Origin of the sequence: Roseibium album, from assembly GCF_965233825.1 — a bacterium.
In the GTDB taxonomy this organism is placed as follows: Bacteria; Pseudomonadota; Alphaproteobacteria; order Rhizobiales; family Stappiaceae; genus Roseibium; species Roseibium album.
The window spans coordinates 2,067,338-2,087,744 of record NZ_OZ247583.1; the positions used below are offsets into that span (position 1 = coordinate 2,067,338).

At 56.3% G+C, this 20,407-nt stretch carries 15 protein-coding genes; 4 read left to right on the top strand and 11 right to left on the bottom strand.

Annotated elements, in window-relative coordinates; genetic code table 11:
* Positions 1–123: 123 nt before the first annotated feature.
* Entirely contained in the window at positions 124–1,101 is a 978-nt protein-coding gene (locus ACO6TI_RS09670) for a GlxA family transcriptional regulator (RefSeq protein ID WP_055119834.1), read from the top strand.
* A gap of 15 nt (positions 1,102–1,116) precedes the next feature.
* Here ACO6TI_RS09670 and ACO6TI_RS09675 read toward each other — a convergent pair whose 3' ends face one another.
* The 4 genes from ACO6TI_RS09675 to ACO6TI_RS09690 all read right to left on the bottom strand — a co-directional run bounded on the left by ACO6TI_RS09675 (position 1,117) and on the right by ACO6TI_RS09690 (position 7,736).
* Positions 1,117–2,205 (bottom strand): peptidoglycan-binding domain-containing protein, encoded by a 1,089-nt coding sequence (locus ACO6TI_RS09675; protein ID WP_422384838.1) that lies wholly within the window; start codon positions 2,203–2,205, stop codon positions 1,117–1,119.
* 377 nt (positions 2,206–2,582) lie between these two features.
* Positions 2,583–5,048 (bottom strand): GcvT family protein, encoded by a 2,466-nt coding sequence (locus ACO6TI_RS09680; RefSeq protein ID WP_422384839.1) that lies wholly within the window; start codon positions 5,046–5,048, stop codon positions 2,583–2,585.
* 11 nt (positions 5,049–5,059) lie between these two features.
* Positions 5,060–6,235 carry a mandelate racemase/muconate lactonizing enzyme family protein gene (locus ACO6TI_RS09685; RefSeq protein ID WP_422384840.1) on the bottom strand — a complete coding sequence of 392 codons (1,176 nt, stop codon included), beginning with the start codon at positions 6,233–6,235 and terminating at the stop codon, positions 5,060–5,062.
* Positions 6,222–7,736 (bottom strand): trimethylamine methyltransferase family protein, encoded by a 1,515-nt coding sequence (locus tag ACO6TI_RS09690; protein ID WP_108873397.1) that lies wholly within the window; start codon positions 7,734–7,736, stop codon positions 6,222–6,224. Before ACO6TI_RS09690 ends, ACO6TI_RS09685 begins: the two co-directional genes overlap by 14 nt.
* Before the next feature lie 95 nt (positions 7,737–7,831).
* On the opposite strand from ACO6TI_RS09690, the gene ACO6TI_RS09695 reads away from it, so the two are divergent.
* The gene (locus ACO6TI_RS09695) at positions 7,832–8,737 is read left to right on the top strand and encodes a LysR substrate-binding domain-containing protein (protein WP_055119622.1); all 906 of its coding nucleotides are present in this window, start codon (positions 7,832–7,834) and stop codon (positions 8,735–8,737) included.
* Between the two features lie 155 nt (positions 8,738–8,892).
* On the opposite strand, the gene ACO6TI_RS09700 is transcribed toward ACO6TI_RS09695, so the two are convergent.
* On the bottom strand, positions 8,893–10,740 hold the full coding sequence (locus ACO6TI_RS09700; RefSeq protein WP_422384841.1) for a hypothetical protein: 1,848 nt from the start codon (positions 10,738–10,740) through the stop codon (positions 8,893–8,895).
* Positions 10,737–11,612: a glucose-1-phosphate thymidylyltransferase RfbA gene (gene rfbA / locus ACO6TI_RS09705; protein ID WP_196898451.1), complete on the bottom strand. Its 876-nt coding sequence runs from the start codon at positions 11,610–11,612 to the stop codon at positions 10,737–10,739. The genes ACO6TI_RS09700 and rfbA overlap by 4 nt, the downstream gene beginning before the upstream one ends.
* Before the next feature lie 769 nt (positions 11,613–12,381).
* Here rfbA and ACO6TI_RS09710 point away from each other — a divergent pair.
* Positions 12,382–13,899, top strand: a complete 1,518-nt coding sequence (locus ACO6TI_RS09710; RefSeq protein ID WP_196878292.1) for an alpha/beta fold hydrolase — start codon at positions 12,382–12,384, stop codon at positions 13,897–13,899.
* A gap of 130 nt (positions 13,900–14,029) precedes the next feature.
* Here ACO6TI_RS09710 and fumC read toward each other — a convergent pair whose 3' ends face one another.
* The gene (fumC, locus tag ACO6TI_RS09715) at positions 14,030–15,424 is read right to left on the bottom strand and encodes a class II fumarate hydratase (RefSeq protein ID WP_422384842.1); all 1,395 of its coding nucleotides are present in this window, start codon (positions 15,422–15,424) and stop codon (positions 14,030–14,032) included.
* A 404-nt stretch (positions 15,425–15,828) separates the two neighbouring features.
* Here fumC and ACO6TI_RS09720 point away from each other — a divergent pair, with 404 nt between their 5' ends.
* On the top strand, positions 15,829–16,614 hold the full coding sequence (locus ACO6TI_RS09720) for a metallophosphoesterase family protein (RefSeq protein ID WP_422385304.1): 786 nt from the start codon (positions 15,829–15,831) through the stop codon (positions 16,612–16,614).
* A gap of 525 nt (positions 16,615–17,139) precedes the next feature.
* Here ACO6TI_RS09720 and ACO6TI_RS09725 read toward each other — a convergent pair.
* Genes ACO6TI_RS09725 through ACO6TI_RS09740 form a run of 4 tightly spaced genes read right to left on the bottom strand, consistent with a single transcriptional unit; the run spans position 17,140 to position 20,401 of the window.
* Positions 17,140–18,165: a hypothetical protein gene (locus tag ACO6TI_RS09725; protein WP_422384843.1), complete on the bottom strand. Its 1,026-nt coding sequence runs from the start codon at positions 18,163–18,165 to the stop codon at positions 17,140–17,142.
* 50 nt (positions 18,166–18,215) lie between these two features.
* Entirely contained in the window at positions 18,216–18,791 is a 576-nt protein-coding gene (locus tag ACO6TI_RS09730) for a helix-turn-helix domain-containing protein (protein ID WP_029064409.1), read from the bottom strand.
* Between the two features lie 2 nt (positions 18,792–18,793).
* On the bottom strand, positions 18,794–19,762 hold the full coding sequence (locus ACO6TI_RS09735; protein WP_422384844.1) for an isopenicillin N synthase family dioxygenase: 969 nt from the start codon (positions 19,760–19,762) through the stop codon (positions 18,794–18,796).
* 60 nt (positions 19,763–19,822) lie between these two features.
* On the bottom strand, positions 19,823–20,401 hold the full coding sequence (locus ACO6TI_RS09740) for a carboxymuconolactone decarboxylase family protein (RefSeq protein ID WP_055119636.1): 579 nt from the start codon (positions 20,399–20,401) through the stop codon (positions 19,823–19,825).
* Positions 20,402–20,407: the final 6 nt, after the last annotated feature.

Sequence of the window (20,407 nt, forward strand, 5' to 3'; positions counted from 1 at the left end):
GCTCCGTTTCGATTTTTGTTGACCTGCTTGTATACATGATGAATACAATAGCAACACAATAATTATACAAATGCGCTTGCCGCCTTCATGAGCATGAGGCGACAGAGGCCGGAGAAAAGCGACATGTCCCGCACCATCGACGTCACCTTTCTTTTGCTTGATGATTTTTCCCACATTGCTTTCTCCTGCGCTGTCGAGCCACTCAGGATTGCCAACCTTCTTTCAGGCAAGGAGTTGTATCGATGGCAGCTGGCGTCGCCTTCGGGAGAAAGCGCGACCTGTTCGAACCGAACAGTCACCCTGGTTGATCAGGGTCTTGAGCCCTTGCCGTCAAGAAGCAGTCTTTTTCTGATTTCGGGATTGAATGTCGGGGAAAGGGCGTCTGCGGACGTTCTGTCCTTCATTCGCCGGGAACGGTCCCGCGGAACCTTGATCGGTGCGATCTGTTCCGGGGCCTTTGTTCTGGCCAAGGCAGGCCTTCTGGATGGCAGGCGTGCAGCAATGCACTGGGCTTTCCATGACAGTTTTCAGGAGAATTTTCCCGATGTCGAGCTGGTGCGCAATGTGTTTGTTGCCGACGAAACCTTCGTTACAGCCTCTGGGGGGACAGCGGCAACAGACCTGATGCTGCACCTGATCGGAGAAACGCACGGGATGGATCTCGCCATGGCGATCGCCGACCAGATGGTCTATTCGGGCGTTCGTCCGGCACATGCCACGCAGCAGATATCCGTGCAGGCGCGCTACGGTATCCGCAATCCGCACATTGCCGAGGCGATCCGGTTGCTCAATGAAAGCGCACCGTATTTCATGCCAACCTCCGAGATCGCACGCCGTATCGGTATTTCAACACGACAACTGGAAAGACTGTTCCAGAAGCATCTGAAGATGTCGCCGAAGAAATACGCGATAAACCAGAAGCTCACCAAGGCCCGGAACCTGCTCCTTCAGACCGAACAGTCGATTTCGGAAATCGCTCTGGCCTGCGGCTACGAGTCTCCATCCCACTTCATTCGTACCTATCAGAACCGCTTCGGCGTGACCCCGCACAATCAGCGGGTCTTCACGCAGGGCGGTCAATCCGTCCACCAGATGGCGTGAATCATCCGGCTTTCCTCACTTCGGATAAATCAGTTCGTCGGCAAACAGCTTCAGTACATTGGCAACGTTGTGGTCGCCCTCGGCACGCGCCTTCTTGGAGATATCCGTAAGCAGGGCGCGGGCAAGCATGGATGGTTTGCCGATGCGCAGCGCAGCCTTGAAGACAGCCTCCGCTTCTGCCTGTGTTGTACCGGTCTTGGCGGCGACGCTCTTGCAATATTCCTCCAGGCCGCGCCTGGCGTCCTTCTGCCCCTTGCGCCAGTGGGTTTCCAGCTTGTCGGGGTCCGTCCGCCATTGTTCGGGAGCTTCTTCGTTGCGCTTGACGAATGTTGGACAGCTCACCGGCTTCATGCCGCCGAAGACCCAATAGGTCGTGTAGTAGGCCATGCTGATACCGCCGTAGACCCGTGCGCCGGAATCCATGGCGTGGCCAAGTGCACGATAGAATCCATAGACCATCAGGAAAGGTGCCAGCATGCTCATGTAACCGAATACGGTGGCGGCCGCAGAGCCGGCAGCCGCGAATGTGAGCGACATTTTCACGATCTTGAAGCCATTCAGTCCGATTGTGATCAGCTTCTCGCGCTGTTCGACCGTCAGGCCGGCGCCACCATCCGTATAGGCGCCCTTGTTGGCTTTCCAGATGTCTTCCAGGATCTGCCGGTAGTAGGTTTCTTCCTGGGAAGTAATACTCTGTGTTGCCTTGATCTTGTCGATCGTGCTGTCAATGACGTCTTGCTTGGTGATGGCTCCGCCCTTGCTCTTTTCGTCGTCTTCCTCGGGCTGGGGGCCTGGATCGGGCGGAAACTCGGGGATGGACATCTGCGCCCATATACCTTCCGAAGATGGATCGTTCAGCGCGATGATCGTTTTTGCCGCAGGGTCGACACGGGCATCGGGCCAGCGAAAGCCGAGCACGGATTTCTGAAAGTCCTTGATCATCCCTCGGGTCTTCGGACCGGACTGCCCGTCGACCACGAGCGGAATGCGCGGTGAGTGCATGAGGTCGTTGAGCCGTTGCTGGACAGCGACAACGTCCTGCGCGCGGTTCTGGCCACTTCGCCCAACAGAGGCAGTGATCCCGATTGAGGAATAGATCGGCATGGCGGGTATCCCGGAAAAATGTTGCAAATTGCCGCCGGATCTACGTAACCGTTCAGATCAGTTGGCGTATGATGATCAAATAATCTTCCAAATATCTACAAGGCGAGGCGTCAAAAGAAGTTTTGATACTCCTTCAACTTAGGAACAGAAATACTCACTTCCAACAATTAGTTTGTATCATTTGTATCTAATGTAACCGGCATGTAAGCCATGTACGGAATGCCCGAATGCATTGCCGAAAACACAGAAAGCCGGAACGCCAGACCGACGCCAGTGTCGTCGCCCGGACGCGCGTGTGAGCCTCGGGCAGCAAAAGCGCCTCAAGGAAACACGGCGGCTTTGACCCGAATGCTGCAAGGAATTGTCAAGCGAGTGCGCTAGGCGCGCATGTTTGCCCCGTTCGCGTCATAGATCGGAGATCCCAGGATTTCTGCGTCGAAGAACTCTCCTAGAATTTCTACCTGCAGAGAAGTCCCCGGCGTGCTGTATTCCGTGGAAACATAGCCCATTGCCATCGAACGCTGGACATGGTGCGCAAAACCGCCGGAAGACACATATCCGACGGCAATACCGTCCTTCAGGATCGCCTCATCAGTCGACACGTCTATTCCGTCGACATCGATCGTCATGGTCACGAGCTTCCGCTTGACACCCTCGTCGCGAAAAGCTTGCGTTGCCTTCTTGCCGACGAAGTCCTTTTTCCAGTTGATGAAAATGTCCAAGCCGCTTTCGACGGCGTTGAAATCGGGCCGATAGTCTTGCGTCCACACGCCCCAGCTCTTTTCCAGGCGCATCGACATGAGGGCACGCGCGCCGTACCAGCGATAGCCGAGATCAGCGCCGGCAGCCTCGATGGATTCGGCGAGACGGAGCAGGTATTGAGGGCGGCAATAGATCTCGTAGCCGAGTTCGCCTGAAAAGCTGATCCGGTTGAGAATGACCGGTACGCCGGCGACAAAGCTATGGCGTACATCACGGAACCTGAAGGCTTCCGCCGAAATGTCTTCACGCATCAGCCGCCGTAGCAACTCGCGGGAATTCGGCCCCGACAATGCGACGCCGTGCCAGTCGTCGGACACGTTGGCGTAGGACACATCCTCCGGCAGATCACGCTCGAACCACCGTCGATGCGCTTCCTGCATTGCTCCCGATCCGAACAGCATGAAGTGCCCTTCCTCGAGGCAAGCTACGGTCAGGTCGCCGTAAAGCCGGCCGGCTTCGGTCAGCATCGGCGTCAGCGTCAACCGGCCCGGCTTGGGTACATGGCCTGCCAGAACACGGTCAAGATAGGCACGCGCACCGCTTCCCTTGAATTCATGCTTGGCGAAATTGGCGATCTCGATCCCGCCGACCGCCTCGCGCACGGCATTCACTTCCCGGGCAACATAATCGTGACTGCGATTTCGCTGAAAGGTTGGGTCCTCTTGCGCATCCTCAGGCCCTTCGGCGAACCAGAGCGCATTTTCCAGACCGAAGCCCTGTCCCATCACGGCGCCCCCGGCAACCAGTCGGTCGAACAGTGCAGTCGTCTTCTGACGGCGCCCCCTGGGCAGCGTCTCGTTCGGAAATGTCATGACGAAACGTCGTTCGTAATTCTCGGTCGATTTGACGGTTCCCCAGTCGGGTGTCGCAAAGTCGCCGAAGCGGGCAACATCCATTGCCCAGACATCGATCGAAGGCTCGCCGTCGATCATCCACTCCGCCATGGTCAGGCCAACACCGCCACCCTGGCAGAACCCCGCCATGACGCCGACGGCGCACCAGTAGTTGCGCATGCCCGGCACGGGACCGATCATCGGATTGCCATCGGGGCCGAAAGTGAAGGGACCATTGACGATGTTCTTGATGCCGGCATTGCCCATGGCCGGAATACGCTCGAAGGACATTTCGAGACGGTCCGCAACACGATCGATATCCGGTGGCAGCAATTCATGACCGAAGCTCCAGGGGGTTCCGTCAACCATCCAGGGCGTGCCCTTCGGTTCATAGGTCCCGAGCAGCATGCCGTGACGCTCCTGACGGAAATAGATATTGGCTTCATAGTCGATCCCGGCAGGCAGTCGCCCTGGCTCGCCCTGCTTCATCCTTTCCTCGATCTCCGGGATCGTTTCGGTGATCAGATAGTGGTGCTCCATGGGCTGCACCGGCAGGTGCACGCCTTGCATGATGCCGACTTCCCGAGCCCACAGGCCACCGCAATTGACGATATGTTCGGCGTTGATGACGCCTTTGGGAGTGGTCACATCCCAGGATCCGTCCGTGCGCTGCGTCGTTGCGGTTGCCGGCGTGTGGGTAAAGTAACGGGCGCCGTGATGTTGCGCTGCCTTGGCGAAGGCATAGGTCGCGCCTGACGGGTCGAGATCACCGTCCTGATCGTCCCAGAGTGCTGCGTGGTAGTGTTTCGGGTCGATCAGTGGATGGCGTTCTGCAACTTCCTTGGGACTGATGAACTCCTGGGAGAGGCCCATGTAGCGCGCCTTGGAACGTTCACGCTTGAGATAATCGTACCAGTCCCTGGTCGATGCCAGGTAGAACCCGCCGGTGATGTGAAGCCCGACACTGTGCCCGGAGATCTCCTCGATTTCCCGGTAGAGATCAATTGTGTAGGACTGCAGGCGCGAGATGTTCGGGTCGGAACTGATAGTATGAATCTGTCCTGCCGCGTGCCAGGAGGATCCGGAGGTCAGCTCGTCACGTTCCAGGAGCACGACATCCTTCCAGCCGAACTTCGCCAGGTGAAACAGGATCGAGCAGCCGACGACCCCGCCGCCGATCACCACGACCCGCGCGTGACTTGGCAGTTTCTTGCCGCCACCGGTTTCGTCTTTCTGGATCTCGGGCATCTCGGATCTCCTCAATCGAGTGGCAGTCGCCTGAACCGGCCAGGCAGTACGGGGTCGCGAAAATGGTCGAGTGGCCCGTTTTCGACCAGGTGCCGGTGCCAGTGCGCCAAGGCATCACGGTCAAGTGTGACACCAAGCCCGGGTCCTTCGGGAACGGCGATCACATTGTCGGTCTGCCGGAATGGGCCACCCTCGATGACGTCACCGACCTGCCAGCGGAACAGGGATTGGCTCGGCTCGGTTATCCAGGGCATGGCTGCAGACATGTGCAGATAGCCGGCGGTCGCGATCCCGGCATCACCGGAATAGCACCAGAAGCCGACACCCATGGCTTCGCAGGCGCCGATAAAGCGGACAGTCCTGGAGATACCGCCAAGCACCGCGAAATTTGTGACAATGTAGTCCGGTGCGCCAAGTGCGACGGCGCGACGGATGTCCGGAGCATGCGTCGATATCCGGATGGAGGAATGCCTGCGGAGTTCGGCCATCTCCTCGAATGTGGCGACCGGGTCCTCGTAGTTGCGGATGTCGAATGGTTCGATTTCACGGAAGATCCGGATCGCACTCGGCAGCGACCATTGCATGTTGCTGTCCAGCCTGATCATGTCTTGCGGCCCGAGCGCAGCACGCAGTCTCCTGACGGTTTCGATTTCCAGGTTCGGGTCACCCAGTATCAGCTTGCCTTCGAACATGGTGGCACCGTGTTCCTCGCGCATGCGGACGCAATAGTCGGCGATCTCCTCCGGACGCATTTCTCCGCCCTCGCGAAAGGCGAAGTATTCCGTGAAGGGGATGTTCTTGCGCACAGCACCGCCAAGAAGACGATAGAGCGGTTCGCCCGTGACTTTGCCGCGCAGGTCCCACAGGGCGATTTCGATGGCTCCGAATGCCTTGACCACGGAACTGTCGTCCGTGTTCTGCACGATCTGCCAGGGCGGTACGCAGAGGTTCTCGCAACCTGCAATATCCAGCGGATCTTCTCCGATCAGCCGTTCACCCATTTCCCTGATGGTCGAAAGCACATCGACCGACGGCGCTTCTCCAAGACCGACAAGGCCCTGATCGGTCTCGACCTCGATAACGGTCTTTGACGTGCCGGGATAATGTCCGCCGGTCCACCACATCGGTTTTTCCAGCGGGATATTGACGGGCGTCGCCCTCAGGCCGGTGATCCTAATACCAGGCATCGGGCAACTCTTCCTTTCGCCTGGCAACAAATGCTTCCAGCTCCTCACGTGTCGCCTCGTCCATCTTCGGTGGCTGGTAGTCGGCGAGCATGGTCTGCCAGCGTCCAAAGGCGCGTTGGCGCATGTCCTTCGAGCCACCTTCCTCCCAGCTCTCGACATTTTCACTGTCGGAAAGCTTCGGCTCGTAAAACGCCGTCTGGTAGTTCCGCATGGTGTGAGCCGATCCAAGAAAATGACCACCGGGTCCAACTTCGCCGTAGGCATCCCTCGCGAAGGCTTCCTCCGACGTGTCGAGGCCGCCCGATAGGACCTTTTGATACGACCCGAGACGATCGGCATCCATGATCAGCTTTTCAAATCCGGTACATAGGCCCCCTTCGAGCCAACCGGCGGCGTGCAGCACGAAATTGGCTCCTGCCAGCATGGTGGAATGCATTGAGTCGGCGCTTTCATAGGCGGCCTGTGCGTCCTCGATCTTGGAAGCGGTCAACGAGCCTCCACACCGCAGTGGCAGGCCGGCACGCCGTGCAAGTTGGCCGATGACATAGTTCGAAACGACAGGTTCGGGCATGCCGAAGGTCGGTGCCCCGCTTTTGAGGCTCATGGAGCTGAGAAAATTTCCAAGTACGAATGGTGCACCCGGCCACACGATCTGCGAAAAGGCGCAGACCATCATCGCTTCGGCCATTGCCTGGCAGACCGAGGCTGCTGTCGAGACCGGACCCATCGCACCGGACAATATGAACGGCACGACGACAATTCCCTGACCGCGTCCGCAATAGGCACGCACCGCCTCGCTTGCCACCTTGTCCACCAGGAGTGGAGAGTTGGTGTTGACGTTGCCCATGATTACGCAGTTTTGCGCCATGACCTCCTGACCGAAGACGATTTCAGCCATGTCGACACTGTCCCTGGCCCGGCTCATTTCAGTAATTGCGCCAAGGTGTGGTTTGTCGCTGAGCGTCATATGCGCGAACAGCATGTCGAGGTGGCGTTTGGATACCGGCACATCACAAGGTTCGCACGTGACGAAACCGCCATGGTGCAGAAAGGGATGCATATAGGTGAGCTTCACCAGCTTCTCGAAACTCGCGATATCTCCGTATCGGCGCCCACCTTCCAGATCGCGGACAAAGGGGGATCCGTAGACTGGTGCGAACACCTGGTTTTTGCCACCAATGACGACGGACTTTTTCGGATCACGCGCCAGCTGCGTGAATTCGCGGGGAGCAAGGGCACAAAGCGAGCGGATCCAGGCCGCGTCGGCACGCACGATGTCGCCGTCGATTTTCGCACCGGCGTCTCTCCAGATCCGCACCGCTTCCCGATCATCGCGAAAGGCAACGCCGACATCCTCGAAGATCCAGTCGACCTGGGCTTCCAGGGCGGCCAGCCGCTCTTCGTCCAGGAGATCGAAATAGGGAAGCACACGTTTGACAAACGGGGCTGCCACCTGTGTGTTTTCAACGCGGCCGCGCGCCGCGCGCGAACGTCTCGCCATCCTGTCACCTTTCACTGGACCAATCCTGTGAAGCTACTGTTTTCGAGGCATGTTGTGACGATTGAAAAATGTCACTCTATGCATAAACTGAAGTTATGCAGAATCTCTGGAAGATCGTCGGTTCTCCGCGCTACATTCTCATTTTCGAGGCGGCTGCCAGGCATGGCTCGTTCACCCGGGCGGCTGCAGAACTGAATGTCCAGCAACCGGCCGTCAGCGCGGCGGTCAAACGGCTTGAGCAGGCTCTCGGTGCTCCCCTCTTCCGCCGGTCGCACAAGAAGGTGGAGCTGACACCGGCCGGAGCCCGGTTCTATGCGGAAACGTCCAAGGGGTTGCATCAGATTCTTGAAGCGGCGCATGCAGTCCAGGCGGGAGCCCGGAACGCTATCGTCACCCTCTGTGCCTCGACCGCCTTCAACACCTACTGGATGATGCCGCGTCTGAGAACCTTGCGTGACCTGCACCCGAATATCGACCTTCGCCTGCAATCCAGCGACCGTGAGCCGGATATAGACGATGGCGGCATCACACTGGCGATACGGCGGGGCGACGGGCGTTGGCCGGGATGTCACGCCGCGCTGATTGCCGAGGAGACTATCTACCCGATCGCCAGTCCCGCTCTGATGACGGCTGCTGAGCTCCGGCACAAGGCGGATATTCTCGGTCATACGCTGATCCACCTGGAAGAACCCGTCCGTGAGCGCCCCAGCTGGAAGGACTGGTTCGATGCGCAGGGATGCAATGTTGCGATCCCGCCTTCAGGCTTGCGTTTGAACGACTACGCCCTGGTTCTGAATGCCGCCATTTCCGGTGAAGGCATTGCATTCGGGTGGAACCACCTGGCTCGTCCGCTGGTCAGGAAGAAGCTGCTTAATGCCCGAATGGACTGGAGCTGGCGGACTGGCATGGGATTTTATCTCGTCTGGTCGAAATCCCGTCCTCTGAGTGAAAATGCAGAACGCGTGCGGAAGTGGTTCGTGTCCGCGGCTGCGATCGAGTGACCGAATTCTCACAAGGGTCAGCTTTTCGGCGACCTAAACAGCGGGTGCGTATACGGAGGTCGCTGCCGATAGTCCTTGGTCTGGCCACCAGAAAAACGGTCTCAAGAATGTTGTTTTGCTGGAAATCCCGAAGTTGTTCAGCAGTAAAACTGGATCTATTTTGGTGTTTCGCGATGGTGTGCGGGGCGCCAGAGCAACTGGAACTCGCCACTGTTGCTCAGAAAACCGCCGACTTGCTGATAGCCGGATGGAAAATCAAGATCCAGCCTTGCAAGAGCGTCGGTCGGAATTTGGATCCTTCCTTTCGGTGCGGTCAATATCCAGGCGGCTTCCAGGTCGGGGCGGGGAGCTTCTGAAAGGGCTTTGACGGCAAAGTCGGAGGACCCGGGATATCCGCCGAAGAGCCAAGGTTTTGTGAGAAATTCCGCACCCAGAAAAACCGATGCCCCTGGTGATCGACCGGTCAAGTCGACCAGAAACATGCCCGGTTTCCAGCCATTGTCGGCGGCTGCCTTTTGCAGCCCGTTGACGTAGCTTGCCGTCAGCCGGTCAACCTTGAGTCCGCCATTCAGACCGAAAAAAGAAACCGGGACGGTTTGTTCCGTCAACGGGAATTGGAGACGATGTGGCTGGTGCACCGTGTCGTAGAGTATCAGGCAGCCGAATAGAGAAACGACAAGGCCTGCGGCAGCTGTGCTTCCGATCTGGGCAAAGCGGACCCGAGCATATTCCGCACAGACGATGAAGCAGATGCCGAACATCAGGAAGGCTTCGATCATCTTATCGACGGCACCCGTGTTGGTCCCGAAAGTGTAGGAAATTGACAGCATTACGAGGAACGCTGCCATCAACAAGAAGCGCAGGTCCAGCGCCTCAATTCTGATTTCGCGAAGAATGAGAAACTTGCCGAAACTCAACAACACGAAAAGACCTATTACCGCTGCGAGCGAAAAGAGCTCGAAGCCCGTCGTGTTCTGATCCACTCCAAAACGCAGAATGAACTCGGCAAACGCAAGGATGCTCACGGCGGCGAAACTGTAGGCAAAGTATTTTCGAAACGAGAAACGGCGGAACACGAAGAATGACAGAACGATGAGGACGGCAGTTATCGACGTGATGCGGAGCTTGTTGACAGATTTGCGAAGGATATAGACCAGATCCTGGTAGAGGTTTTCGAAGATCGTACCGACCTCGTTCCCTCCACCCAGAACCTGAGCATAGACCAGACCTTCCTGCAACTTCGCGATATACGATGCCGGTCCCCCTTCAAACAAGAATACATGGCCGGTCAGGAAGATAACCGCGGAGACAAAAGCAATTGAAGAGAAAAGAATGATCCTGTGACGAAGGTCTGACGCCAGAATCCAGATAACAGCCGAAACGGCGAGCAGTGCCGCAGACGTTGGTTTTGCCAAATAGGACAAAACGCCGCCGAGTCCCACCATAACGGCGCAAATCGCCAGTTGCGAAACAACGGATTTCCCTAAGGAAGTATTATCTTGTTGGTCCCTGCAACAGGTCGCTGCCTTAATCAAACTTATCGCTGTCAGCATGATCCCGATCATGTCGAGCCAGTTGTAGGAAGGTGACAGGGACCGGATCCTGTAAAATGCAACCAGGCCGCTTGCTGCGGCAGGCAAAAGGGAAGAAAACAGGAGGACTCGATGATCGGACGCCAGATTGCCAAGGAAATATTCGGCGACTTGATAGATGAAAATCAGTGAAACAATGAAAAACAGTGACGTCGCTATGAATCTGAATATCAGAACATTGAACTGACTGATCTGAAGCAGGAAACTTGTATAGAGTTCGTAACTTGAAACGTTGGCGGGGTCCAGGTGAGGGTATTTGGCGTTTAATATGTTAAAGGCGGCATCCGTTGTATCCAGTCCATTTGGAACAAAATAGAAAAATACAACAACGATGGCAGCCGAAAGCGCTGCATTGACGGCAAGCAGCCACCTTTCCGTCTTGTTCATCTTTTCGAATTGAGTTGTCGTCACGAAATGAGGTCTTTTACATAAGCGTAGTATTCGTTCTTGTTTTGCTCTGCATCAATGAGATCGGTAAGTTGCTGACGCGAGACGAAATTCATTCTGAACGCAATTTCTTCCAGACAGGCGATTTTCATTCCTGTTCTGTTTTCCATCGTTTTGATGAACTGGCTTGCTTCGAAGAGATCACTCGTTGTGCCGCCATCCAGCCAGGCAGTTCCGCGTCCGAGGCTCATCAGCTTGAGTTCTCCGTCTGCCAGGTAAACACGGTTCAGGTCGCTTATCTCCAGCTCGCCGCGTTGTGACGGCGAGAGTTTCTTTGCAATATCGATGACGTTCGAATCGTAAAAGTAAAGCCCCGGGACAGCCAGCTTCGAGTTGGAGGATTTCGGTTTTTCGCGGATCGAAACCGGTTTCCCCGTTTCGTCAGTCTCGACAACGCCGAACTGGCTTGTGTCAGTGACTTCATAGCCGAAGATTGTTGCACCTTGTTCCTGGGACATGGCCTGTTTGATCTGGCCGGGTAATCCTGTCCCGAAGAAAATATTGTCGCCAAGGATCAGCGCAACGTTGTGATCCTTGAGTTGGCTCTCCGCCTGGATGAAGCCGTCGGCAATTCCCTTGGGTGAAATTTGGGAAACGTATTCGATCGTGATTCCCCAGTGGGATCCGTCCCCGAGCAATGTTTGAAACTGACTGATGCTGTCAGGGGCACACAACAACACGAAATCGCGGATCCCGCCCAGCATCAGCGTGGAAAGCGGGTAGTAGATCATCGGCTTGTCGTAGACGGGAAGCAGATGTTTGTTCACGACCTTGGTAACTGGAAAAAGTCGTGAGCCCGTTCCACCCGCAAGAATGAGACCTTTCCACTGTGCCATGTTCTGCCTTCGGTCTTTTTGTTCGACGAGTTGTCGAGACAGCTTGTTGAATAGTGCGGTCGAATCTGGTGCCGGTTCGAAATTACGGTTCGAGGCCTTTCGCGACATGTCGTTCGCAGAATTTGTAAGGTCCGTATTGCGTATCTCCACCGGAAGGTCAACTTCGCGTGGCGACCGAAGCGCAAGAAGCGTGCTGTTGTTGAGAGGAAGGTCTTATGAGGCCGACTGCGTGCACTGGCACATCGAAGGGTTGAGGGATTGAACTGGGAGTTTCTGACAATTGAAAGCATGTTCCAATTTGGAATTCGCTCGAACTCCTGCGGTCTCACGATATCCATCGTGTGAGAGTGCAAATCTCGAAGAGAATCATCGGTGGCTTGAACCGTACGATTGTCTTTGAAGGTGACACAAGGAAGGGAATTCACCCCTTTGGGACACGACAAACGCGGTGCCGACAACTGCGGCATCGTCGAATGTCAAATCTGCATCTGTCACAGGTGCTGCTTGGGCGACGCTCGCCTATGTCATGACCGCAGAGACAGCAACAAAGATTGCTTCATTTGAAACTCCCGGAACTTCCGCAAGTTTCGAAAGGAACAGTGTTAGGGTGGTTTTGGGAACAAGCCTCCAAGTTACCCAAATGGGTAAAGCAATCGGCGAGAAAATGTGGAAGTTTCCGGGTGAGTGATTGTAAGCAAGGTATTTTAAATTGCCGGGTAATTTGCATTCAGAATTCCAGCGAGTGTTTTCCGTTCTTCCGGATGACCTGGTGCAAGCTGCCTCAGACGAAGCCCTGAGAAGATTGAAGTCGGAGCAACATGAGGTCAATCCAACGCTGAAGTGGGCCGATTTCACCAGGTCCGGCCGGTTTCTGCGTGGGGGTTCCACTACGTTGTCGGATTACCTGACCCGTTTCGTCAGCGAGCCCTCGAGCGATCTTGTCCTCGGCGAAATGGCAAGTGTCGTGGCAGACGGTGGCGCGGAGGCGGGGCGGGTCCTGTACCAGCGAGACACAAACACGTTTTTCTGGTTCCTGCCTGTGCATGATGCACCGGCCCACTCCGGATCCACGCCATTCGTCCGCGGTTTCAGGATCAATCAGGAGACATTCGATTCAGTCGTCATGCACTTCAACAGCGGGCGCGGACTGACGGCATCAGAGCGACGTGTGGCCTTTCAGTTGCTGGGCGGCTTGTCACTTCGCGAAGCATCTGAACTCGACGATGTCGGGATAGAAACCAAACGTGCGCACATCAAAAGTGCGTCCGCAAAGATGCAGTGCAATGGCCAACTGGATCTGGTGCGCATTCTGCTGGGGCAGATGGTGCATGTTCTGAATCTCTCCAACGACGTTTCGCAGCAGGCAAAGGTCATCGAGGGATTTCTGGCGGACCATATCAAGCAGGGCGCTTCACTCCTGGTACAAAGCAGAGACGATGGCGAAAAGATCTATGTGATCGAGATTGGGCCCGAGACCGGAATCCCGGTGCTCGTTTGTCATGGAATGATGTTCGGTATGCTGATTTCCGGCGTGCTGGAGGATTTGTGCACCCATGGCATCCGTCTGGTTATCCCGGTGCGCCGCGGATATCTCGATGCACGCCCTGTTCTGGGGCTCCGGGCAAAAACGCACCATGTGGAAGCCAGCCTGAAGGACCTAGAGTTCCTGATGCGAAACATGCCCTCGGGTCAGAGGTTTCTCCTTGGGCAATCCTTTGGAGGTGCCCTGTCGCTTGAATTTGCAAGTCGCTTCCCGGACCTGGTCGATAAACTGATACTCGTCTCGACAAATCTTGCGCACGCAAATCCAGACAAGGAAGGCATCGCGAGCAACCTCTACAACGCATATCGGCGGTTGATCGAAACAGAAAGTCTTGCGCGTTCGGTGACACTGGAATTCAGTGCTCACTACCCTGACGAAAACCGGTCACGCTGGATCTTGCATCGCATGTTCAGCGCGAGTGCGTCGGACCTGGATGTATTGGAAGGCAAGGGCAATGCATCGCCCGTGTATGGATGGTTTTCCGAATTGTACCAGACATCGGTGTCCGGAATTGCCGAAGACTATTCCTTCGCGCTGCAGCGCCTTCGGCTTCCAGGTCAAACCAAGGCAAAGCTCCTGATTCTGCATGGAAGCGAAGATCCCCTGACCGATCTTGAAGATGTCAGGGAGGTGGTGTCAGACCGGCCGGATGCGCTGGTTCTGCCAGTTGAGGGAGCCGGACATTTTCTTTCCGCATCCCACAGCGACAGTTTGTGGAAACATGTAAGGCAGCACGTCCAGTAGGCTGCGCGTATCAATTGAACGTGCCATCTGCTTCCCGGTTCAACCTGCAGCCTTGGAACAATACTGGTGGATTGGAGCTTCCTGGTGGTCGGTTAAGGTTTGCTCCAATTCAGCAAGGTTCAACAAGCCTTTAACCGGGGGAAATCATCTGGTCCGGGCGGACGAGCCGGTCAAATTCCTCGGCGGTGACATAACCCAGGTTGAGAGCCTCTTGCCGCAGCGAAGTGCCGTTCTTGTGCGCGGTCTTCGCGATTTCGGTTGCCTTGTCATATCCGATGGCAGGTGCCAGTGCAGTCACCAGCATCAGCGATCGTTCCATCAGGGCCTTGATGTTGTCTTCGTTTGCCGTGATGCCGGCAACGCAGCGATCGGTAAAGCTGATACATGCGTCCGACAGCAACCGGATCGATTGCAGCATCGCGTAGGCCATGACGGGCTTGTAGACGTTCAGTTCGAAATGGCCCTGGCTGCCGGCAATGGACATCGTCGTCTCGTTGCCGAAGACCTGTGCACACACCATGGTCATGGCTTCGCACTGGGTCGGGTTGACCTTGCCCGGCATGATGGACGACCCGGGCTCGTTTTCGGGTAGCGACAGTTCACCCAGCCCGGATCGCGGTCCGGACCCCAGCAGCCGGATGTCGTTCGCGATCTTGAAAAGGGACGTCGCAACGGTGTTGAGCGCGCCATGCGCATAGACATAGGCGTCGTGTGCTGCAAGTGCCTCGAACTTGTTGGGTGCGGTCCGGAAAGGCAGGCCGGTAATGGTTGCGACTTCTGCGGCAAATTTCTCGGCGAAGCCCTTTTTGGTGTTGAGGCCGGTGCCAACGGCCGTCCCCCCCTGCGCAAGTTCATAAAGGCCGTCGGATGCTTCGCCTACGCGGCCGATTCCTTTTTCGATCTGAGCGGCATAGCCGCCAAATTCCTGACCAAGCGTGAGCGGCGTCGCATCCTGGGTGTGGGTTCGCCCGATCTTGACGATATCCGCCCAATCTTCCGACTTCGCGCTCAGGGCCGCCTTAAGGTGGGCAAGGGCGGGCAGGAGAGACATCTGGATTTCACGAGCGGCGGAAATGTGCATTGCCGTTGGAAACGTGTCGTTGGACGACTGGCTCATGTTGCAATGATCGTTGGGGTGTACAGGTGTCTTCGACCCGATCTTGCCGCCAAGTATTTCAATCGCCCTGTTGGCGATCACTTCATTTGCATTCATGTTCGATTGCGTGCCTGACCCGGTCTGCCAGACAACCAGCGGGAAATTGTCGTCAAACTTTCCGGTGGCAACCTCGCCGGCGGCCTGATCAATGGCCGCTGCCAGATCCGGTGCCAGCTTGCCCTGGTCCTTGTTCACCCGTGCCGCGGCCTGTTTGATGATCCCGAGTGCATGCACCAGCGGCAGCGGCATGGTTTCACCGCCGATCGGAAAGTTGATGAGCGAGCGGGCTGTCTGCGCGCCGTAGTATTTGTCACCCGGAATATCCAGAGCACCGAACGAGTCGCTTTCCTTGCGGTCTGGTTTGGACATGATCACCTCTTGCAAACTGGGAGTTTCAGGTCGAATTTGACTGGTGTTTCAGGAACTGGCGTCAAGATCGTCCGGGCTTGTTCCATCGGCAGGGTTCGGGAAATTGCATTTGTCCGAATGAACCCTATTCGAGCGCAACCGGTTGAATTGACACCGGCCGCAAATCTCACTGTGCAGTATGTGCACGCATTTGATCTGGAATACGACCCTTAAATTTGCAGCGTGACCGACTTCGATCATTGGCGCAGCCGTTTCACCGGTGGCCGCAGCCTTTGTGACGACGAGGCGTCAGCAGTGGACTGGATCGGACATGGAACCTCATGCCATGATCCGCGTGTCTTGCCGTCACGGCGGTGCCGACCTGGCTCTCAGCCAATCCGAACAAGGGGGACCGACATTTGAAAGTGGAAATCGATCCGGGCCGGATCATTGAGGTGCTGCACATAACAGACACCCATCTGGCTCCTGATACAGCACCGTCTGTCCCGCCGAAATCGTTGGCTGATGCCGCAGCGATGCTGAATGGATCGACAACGGATGAAACCTTTGAACGCATTCTGGAAAGCGTCTCGGATGTCGGGTTTGATCTGGTTCTGCACACCGGTGACCTGCTGGAAAATGCCGATGAAGCGGCATACGAAAAAGCGCTCGATCAACTGGCGCGGCTCGAAAGACCGCTGCTGGTCTCACCCGGAAATCATGATGATCCGGCGATGCTCGGCGCGAAACTGCAGCAAAACGGAATCGAAAGACGCTGCATTGATGCTGGGAATTGGCGAATTGTCGTGCTCGATTCCAATTTGGGCGACCAGGGCGGGCTATTGGGTGAAGCTGAACTCTTGACACTCGGCGGGTTGGCAAAGGAGTGGGACGGGCACGTCCTGGTAGGTCTTCATCATCCGCCGCTTTCAACCTGCGCGGACCCTGATTGCACACTTGCAGATGCCGCCGCGTTCCTGGATGTCGTCAACAGCGCGGGGAATGTTCGCGCCGTTGCAAGCGGTCATCTTCATTCCGCGTCGGAGGCTGAACGCACCGGCGTCAAATATCTTCTCGGTCCTTCAACATGTCTGCAGCTCGTTCATGAACATCCGCTGCCCGAACACAATCGAACGCCCACAAAAGGTGGCTTGAGACGAATACAGCTGCTGCCAACGGGCGAGGTGCACTCGACGCTTCACTGGATATGAGCCCGCTTCGAAAACACCGTCATTTTTGTTGGCAGGGCTGTGCCCGCGTCACCGCAACAAGCTATTCCCGTGTCTTCAGGCTGACTAGTCACGATGGCGGACCACTTCCGTGGTGGAGGATCACGCCGTCCTTGCCAGTGTGAATGTTCTGGCCTGTCTCGTCCTCCCGGACCGCAATCTTACCATCAGAGGATCTCAGTGATCCTGGGATGTTCGGGGGAAGTCGAACGGATCGAATCCTGCTACCGCGAAATGGAACACTGACACAAATCGATCATGAGGCCCTGTCGGTTTCTGTTTCGGTGATCTGATTGATTAGAGGAAAAACCGGAAGGGGTGCGCGTCCTGCATTTGTACAAAGGCCCCCAAATTCTAACGTCACCTCAGGTTCTACGTCCCAGAAAGTGCGCATGACTGGATCGCGCGCCCTCAACTTGTTTTTCGACCGTTTTTCGCCATGCTACAGCAAGCCGATGCTCGTTGGCGATCGAGTAGAAGTCCGGCAAGAACGGTCGGTGTCCAAAACTATTGTGATAGGCCGACCGGAAGCGGGTGTTCTGCAAGAAGTGTCGACAATTCCGGCCTTGCTTTCACGACTGCGGCAGTCTGCTCAAAATATTGCGGCTGCAGGCATCCATCGCGCCACAGTGCCTTGCCATCGAAGGCAATTGTCGGATCCAGAACCATCCAGCAGATTTCGCCCGGAGGCGAGCTTCCGCATGTGTGAAAATGCAGAAAGCGCGGATTTCCGAAAATATTGTTTGACCAACGGTCAGGATCATCATCGATATTGCCTTCGTAGAAACATGCCGGATGAATGCCGGCATGCCACGAGTGAATGGCATCCTTATCGAGATCAAATTGATCCGCTACCTTGAAATAGTGGTCTTCAATTGTCTTGACGCTGTGCCGGTCACCCTCAAATCCTACAATTCGCCCCCGGTCGACATGCGCCATAACAACACCGTCGATACGCACAGATGCGGGTGAATAAGAACGCGAACCGGTGGGTGTCAGCCATCGCTTCAGCGCTACCTGACCGCTGATCGAACGTGTAAGGACTGGCTGCGGTACGCAGAGGGGAAATCTCTTGACCGAGACTTCTCCATCAACAACATCCTCCATCTCAACCCGGCCTTCCAGGCGCGTGCCCAGGGGACAGCTGATCGACACGCGATCCGAAGCTCGTGCCACCGCGTCGACTGACGTCTTCATCGCAACCATGGCATCATGGTTTGTTGCCGCGTAGGCGGATTTCAGTGACTTCTGGTTCCGCACATAGAGCATGGCAACATTTTTGCCGGGCAGCTTGTCGGCAAACCTGTCCTGATCACCGATACGGGCGAGAAAAACAATCGTATCGTGTGCAGCCAACTGGTCTTCATAGTCCGCCGGGAGTGTGTCGTCAGGGGCGCCGACAAGAATTGTCGATACACGGCACCCGGACTCCTCAAGAGCGGTCTTGATAAGGCCGGGAGCCGCTGTGTCGTACCAGCCGAGCGCCGGATTCTCGCAAACAATCAGAACGAAGTCACCGGCCTTCACCTTCATGCAATTCTGCAGAAGGTTTTGGACGCCGCCTTTCGTTTTGAAAGGTGTCCTCATCGCTGCACCTCGGCCTGCACTGTCAGGAATCTGAATTCAGGTGTGTGCACTGACAGGATTCCATGACGCATCTCGGCGTCGACGCAAATGCTGTCTCCCGCCCGCAAAGTGAATTCCTGTTTCCCATAGCCGTACACGGCCTCTCCCTCGAGCGCGTGAACGAAGACGACACCATTGCCCACGTAGACCGGCGGTATGGCCTCCTGGCGTTTTAGTGTCACGATGCGGGCGCCGAACTGCAGATCACGCCGAAGATGAATCGCGAGGTTTTCGTATTCATGAACATGTTCGTCGACGATACGGGTCGATTTGAGGCCTGCACCGTTTTCAACAAACGTGTAATCCGTGTAATTCGATGTTGTTTCACGAAACAGGCTTACAAGAGGAATTTTCAGTGCGGTGGCCAGCGCGCTCAGTGTTGAAATCGACGGTGAGACCTGCCCGCTTTCGATCCGGCTTATCATCGCGCCGGAAACGCCGGACAGTGCGGCAAGATGCCTGGCGGAAAATCCGTTTCGAAGTCTGAAATCCTTGAGTGCGGCGCCGATTGCACCGTCGATGTCATTGTTCATATTCACTCGGTTTTCCGGTAGGCGAAGGCGCGGTCAAACCGCCACTGAAGGTATTCACCGCAGGTCGTGGCACTTTCGGCAGGCAGATGACCGGCACCGAAGATTTGTCGCGCATCAATAACGGTTTCAGGGTTCGGATCAAATGCCAGCACCAGCGAAAGACGTTCCCGACCGGAGCTGTTCACGACCCTGTGCGGGGTCGACTTGTAGGCGCTGCCGGTCCACCGGGCAAGAAGATCGGCAACGTTGACGATCAGGGTTCCCTCGATGGGGGGAGCCTGCAGCCATTCGCCGTCAATGTTCTCGATCTGGAGACCGCCGACAGCGTCCTGGCACAAAAGTGTCAGGACGCCGAAATCGGTGTGGGGACCAACGCCGAACTGGTCGGCCCCCATGTCTTCCGGTTGGGCCGGATAGTAGACGAACGAGGCCCTGCTCAACGGACGTGAGGCTGTTTTGAGGAAAAATCCCTCTTCAAGTCCAAGACCAAGCGCGAAACCGCGCATCAGATGATGCGCCACCTCATGCGCCTGGCGGAAATAGTCCATGGCCGCCGGTTCGACATCCGGAAGGAACTCGGGCCACTGGTTGCGGCCTCTGAGCGGATGATCGGCAACGGTGTCGCCGTTTTCATCTTGCATGCCCCAAACGAAGCTCTCCTTCAGGTCCGCCTTCAACTTCTCGCCCATTTTGGCGCCACCAGAAGCCAGCCATCCGCGATGGCTGGCGGACACACGTACGGTTTCTTTCTGCTCTGGCGGGCTTCGAAAAAAGTCGAAGGCAAGGTTGCGGGCTGCCGAGATGCAGGTCTCCGGAATGCCATGTCCGCTGATATAGATGAATCCCAGACCGGTGCTGGCCGCGTGCAGATCTTTGGCCACCGAATGCGGATCGGTTCCGTCTCGCAGGGAAGTGATATCGATGACCGGGATCTCGTTCGAGTCCATCGGTTTGGCTTCAGCGTAGACCATGTTTCTGCCTGTCATTAGAAGAATTATTGCATTCTATGCAAAAATTTTATCCATATGCAACTACTTCGATGCGTAATATCCGACGGTATCTCCGTCTGTCGTGACCCCGAGGCCGTTCAGATGCCTGTTCACATAGTTGAAATAGCCGATGATCTGGTTGGCCTCCAGGATCTGGCCGTCGTCCGCGCCGAGGTCACGCAGGGCGACAACATCCGATTTGGTCATGTCGGCCGGGCGCAGCGTAAGCTTTTCGGTGTAATTCAACAGCTCCAGTTCGAGGCCTGAAAATGCATCTTCGGGCTGCCGAGCAGTGAGAGCCTTTTCAATTTGATCCGCCCGTGCGTCGTCGCCGATCAGATGGCGCGCATTTGCCCAATGATTGGCAAGCGAATACGGGCAGCCGTTCAGGATCGAAACATATGATGAAATGGTTTCCTGAAGCCATTCGGGCAGCGTGTTGGCGTCATCGTGCAGCGCGGCCCGGTAGAGGATGACATGGCCCTTCATTGAATTGGGCCGCAGGGAATGCACGCGCATCACATTGTCGACCGTGCCGTGCGGTGTTCGCGCTAGCTGAAGCACTTCCGTCAATTCGGCATCTGCGTCCTCGTCGGAGATCATTTCGATCCAGGCTGCCATGGTATC

Bases quoted from the DNA above. Each gene is read 5' to 3' on its own strand.
- ACO6TI_RS09670 (WP_055119834.1), top strand. From the start codon at position 124: ATGTCCCGCACCATCGACGTCACCTTTCTTTTGCTTGATGATTTTTCC.
- ACO6TI_RS09675 (WP_422384838.1), bottom strand. From the start codon at position 2,205: ATGCCGATCTATTCCTCAATCGGGATCACTGCCTCTGTTGGGCGAAGT.
- ACO6TI_RS09680 (WP_422384839.1), bottom strand. From the start codon at position 5,048: ATGCCCGAGATCCAGAAAGACGAAACCGGTGGCGGCAAGAAACTGCCA.
- ACO6TI_RS09685 (WP_422384840.1), bottom strand. From the start codon at position 6,235: ATGCCTGGTATTAGGATCACCGGCCTGAGGGCGACGCCCGTCAATATC.
- ACO6TI_RS09690 (WP_108873397.1), bottom strand. From the start codon at position 7,736: ATGGCGAGACGTTCGCGCGCGGCGCGCGGCCGCGTTGAAAACACACAG.
- ACO6TI_RS09695 (WP_055119622.1), top strand. From the start codon at position 7,832: ATGCAGAATCTCTGGAAGATCGTCGGTTCTCCGCGCTACATTCTCATT.
- rfbA (WP_196898451.1), bottom strand. From the start codon at position 11,612: ATGGCACAGTGGAAAGGTCTCATTCTTGCGGGTGGAACGGGCTCACGA.
- fumC (WP_422384842.1), bottom strand. From the start codon at position 15,424: ATGTCCAAACCAGACCGCAAGGAAAGCGACTCGTTCGGTGCTCTGGAT.
- ACO6TI_RS09725 (WP_422384843.1), bottom strand. From the start codon at position 18,165: ATGAAGGTGAAGGCCGGTGACTTCGTTCTGATTGTTTGCGAGAATCCG.
- ACO6TI_RS09730 (WP_029064409.1), bottom strand. From the start codon at position 18,791: ATGAACAATGACATCGACGGTGCAATCGGCGCCGCACTCAAGGATTTC.
- ACO6TI_RS09735 (WP_422384844.1), bottom strand. From the start codon at position 19,762: ATGGTCTACGCTGAAGCCAAACCGATGGACTCGAACGAGATCCCGGTC.
- ACO6TI_RS09740 (WP_055119636.1), bottom strand. From the start codon at position 20,401: ATGGCAGCCTGGATCGAAATGATCTCCGACGAGGACGCAGATGCCGAA.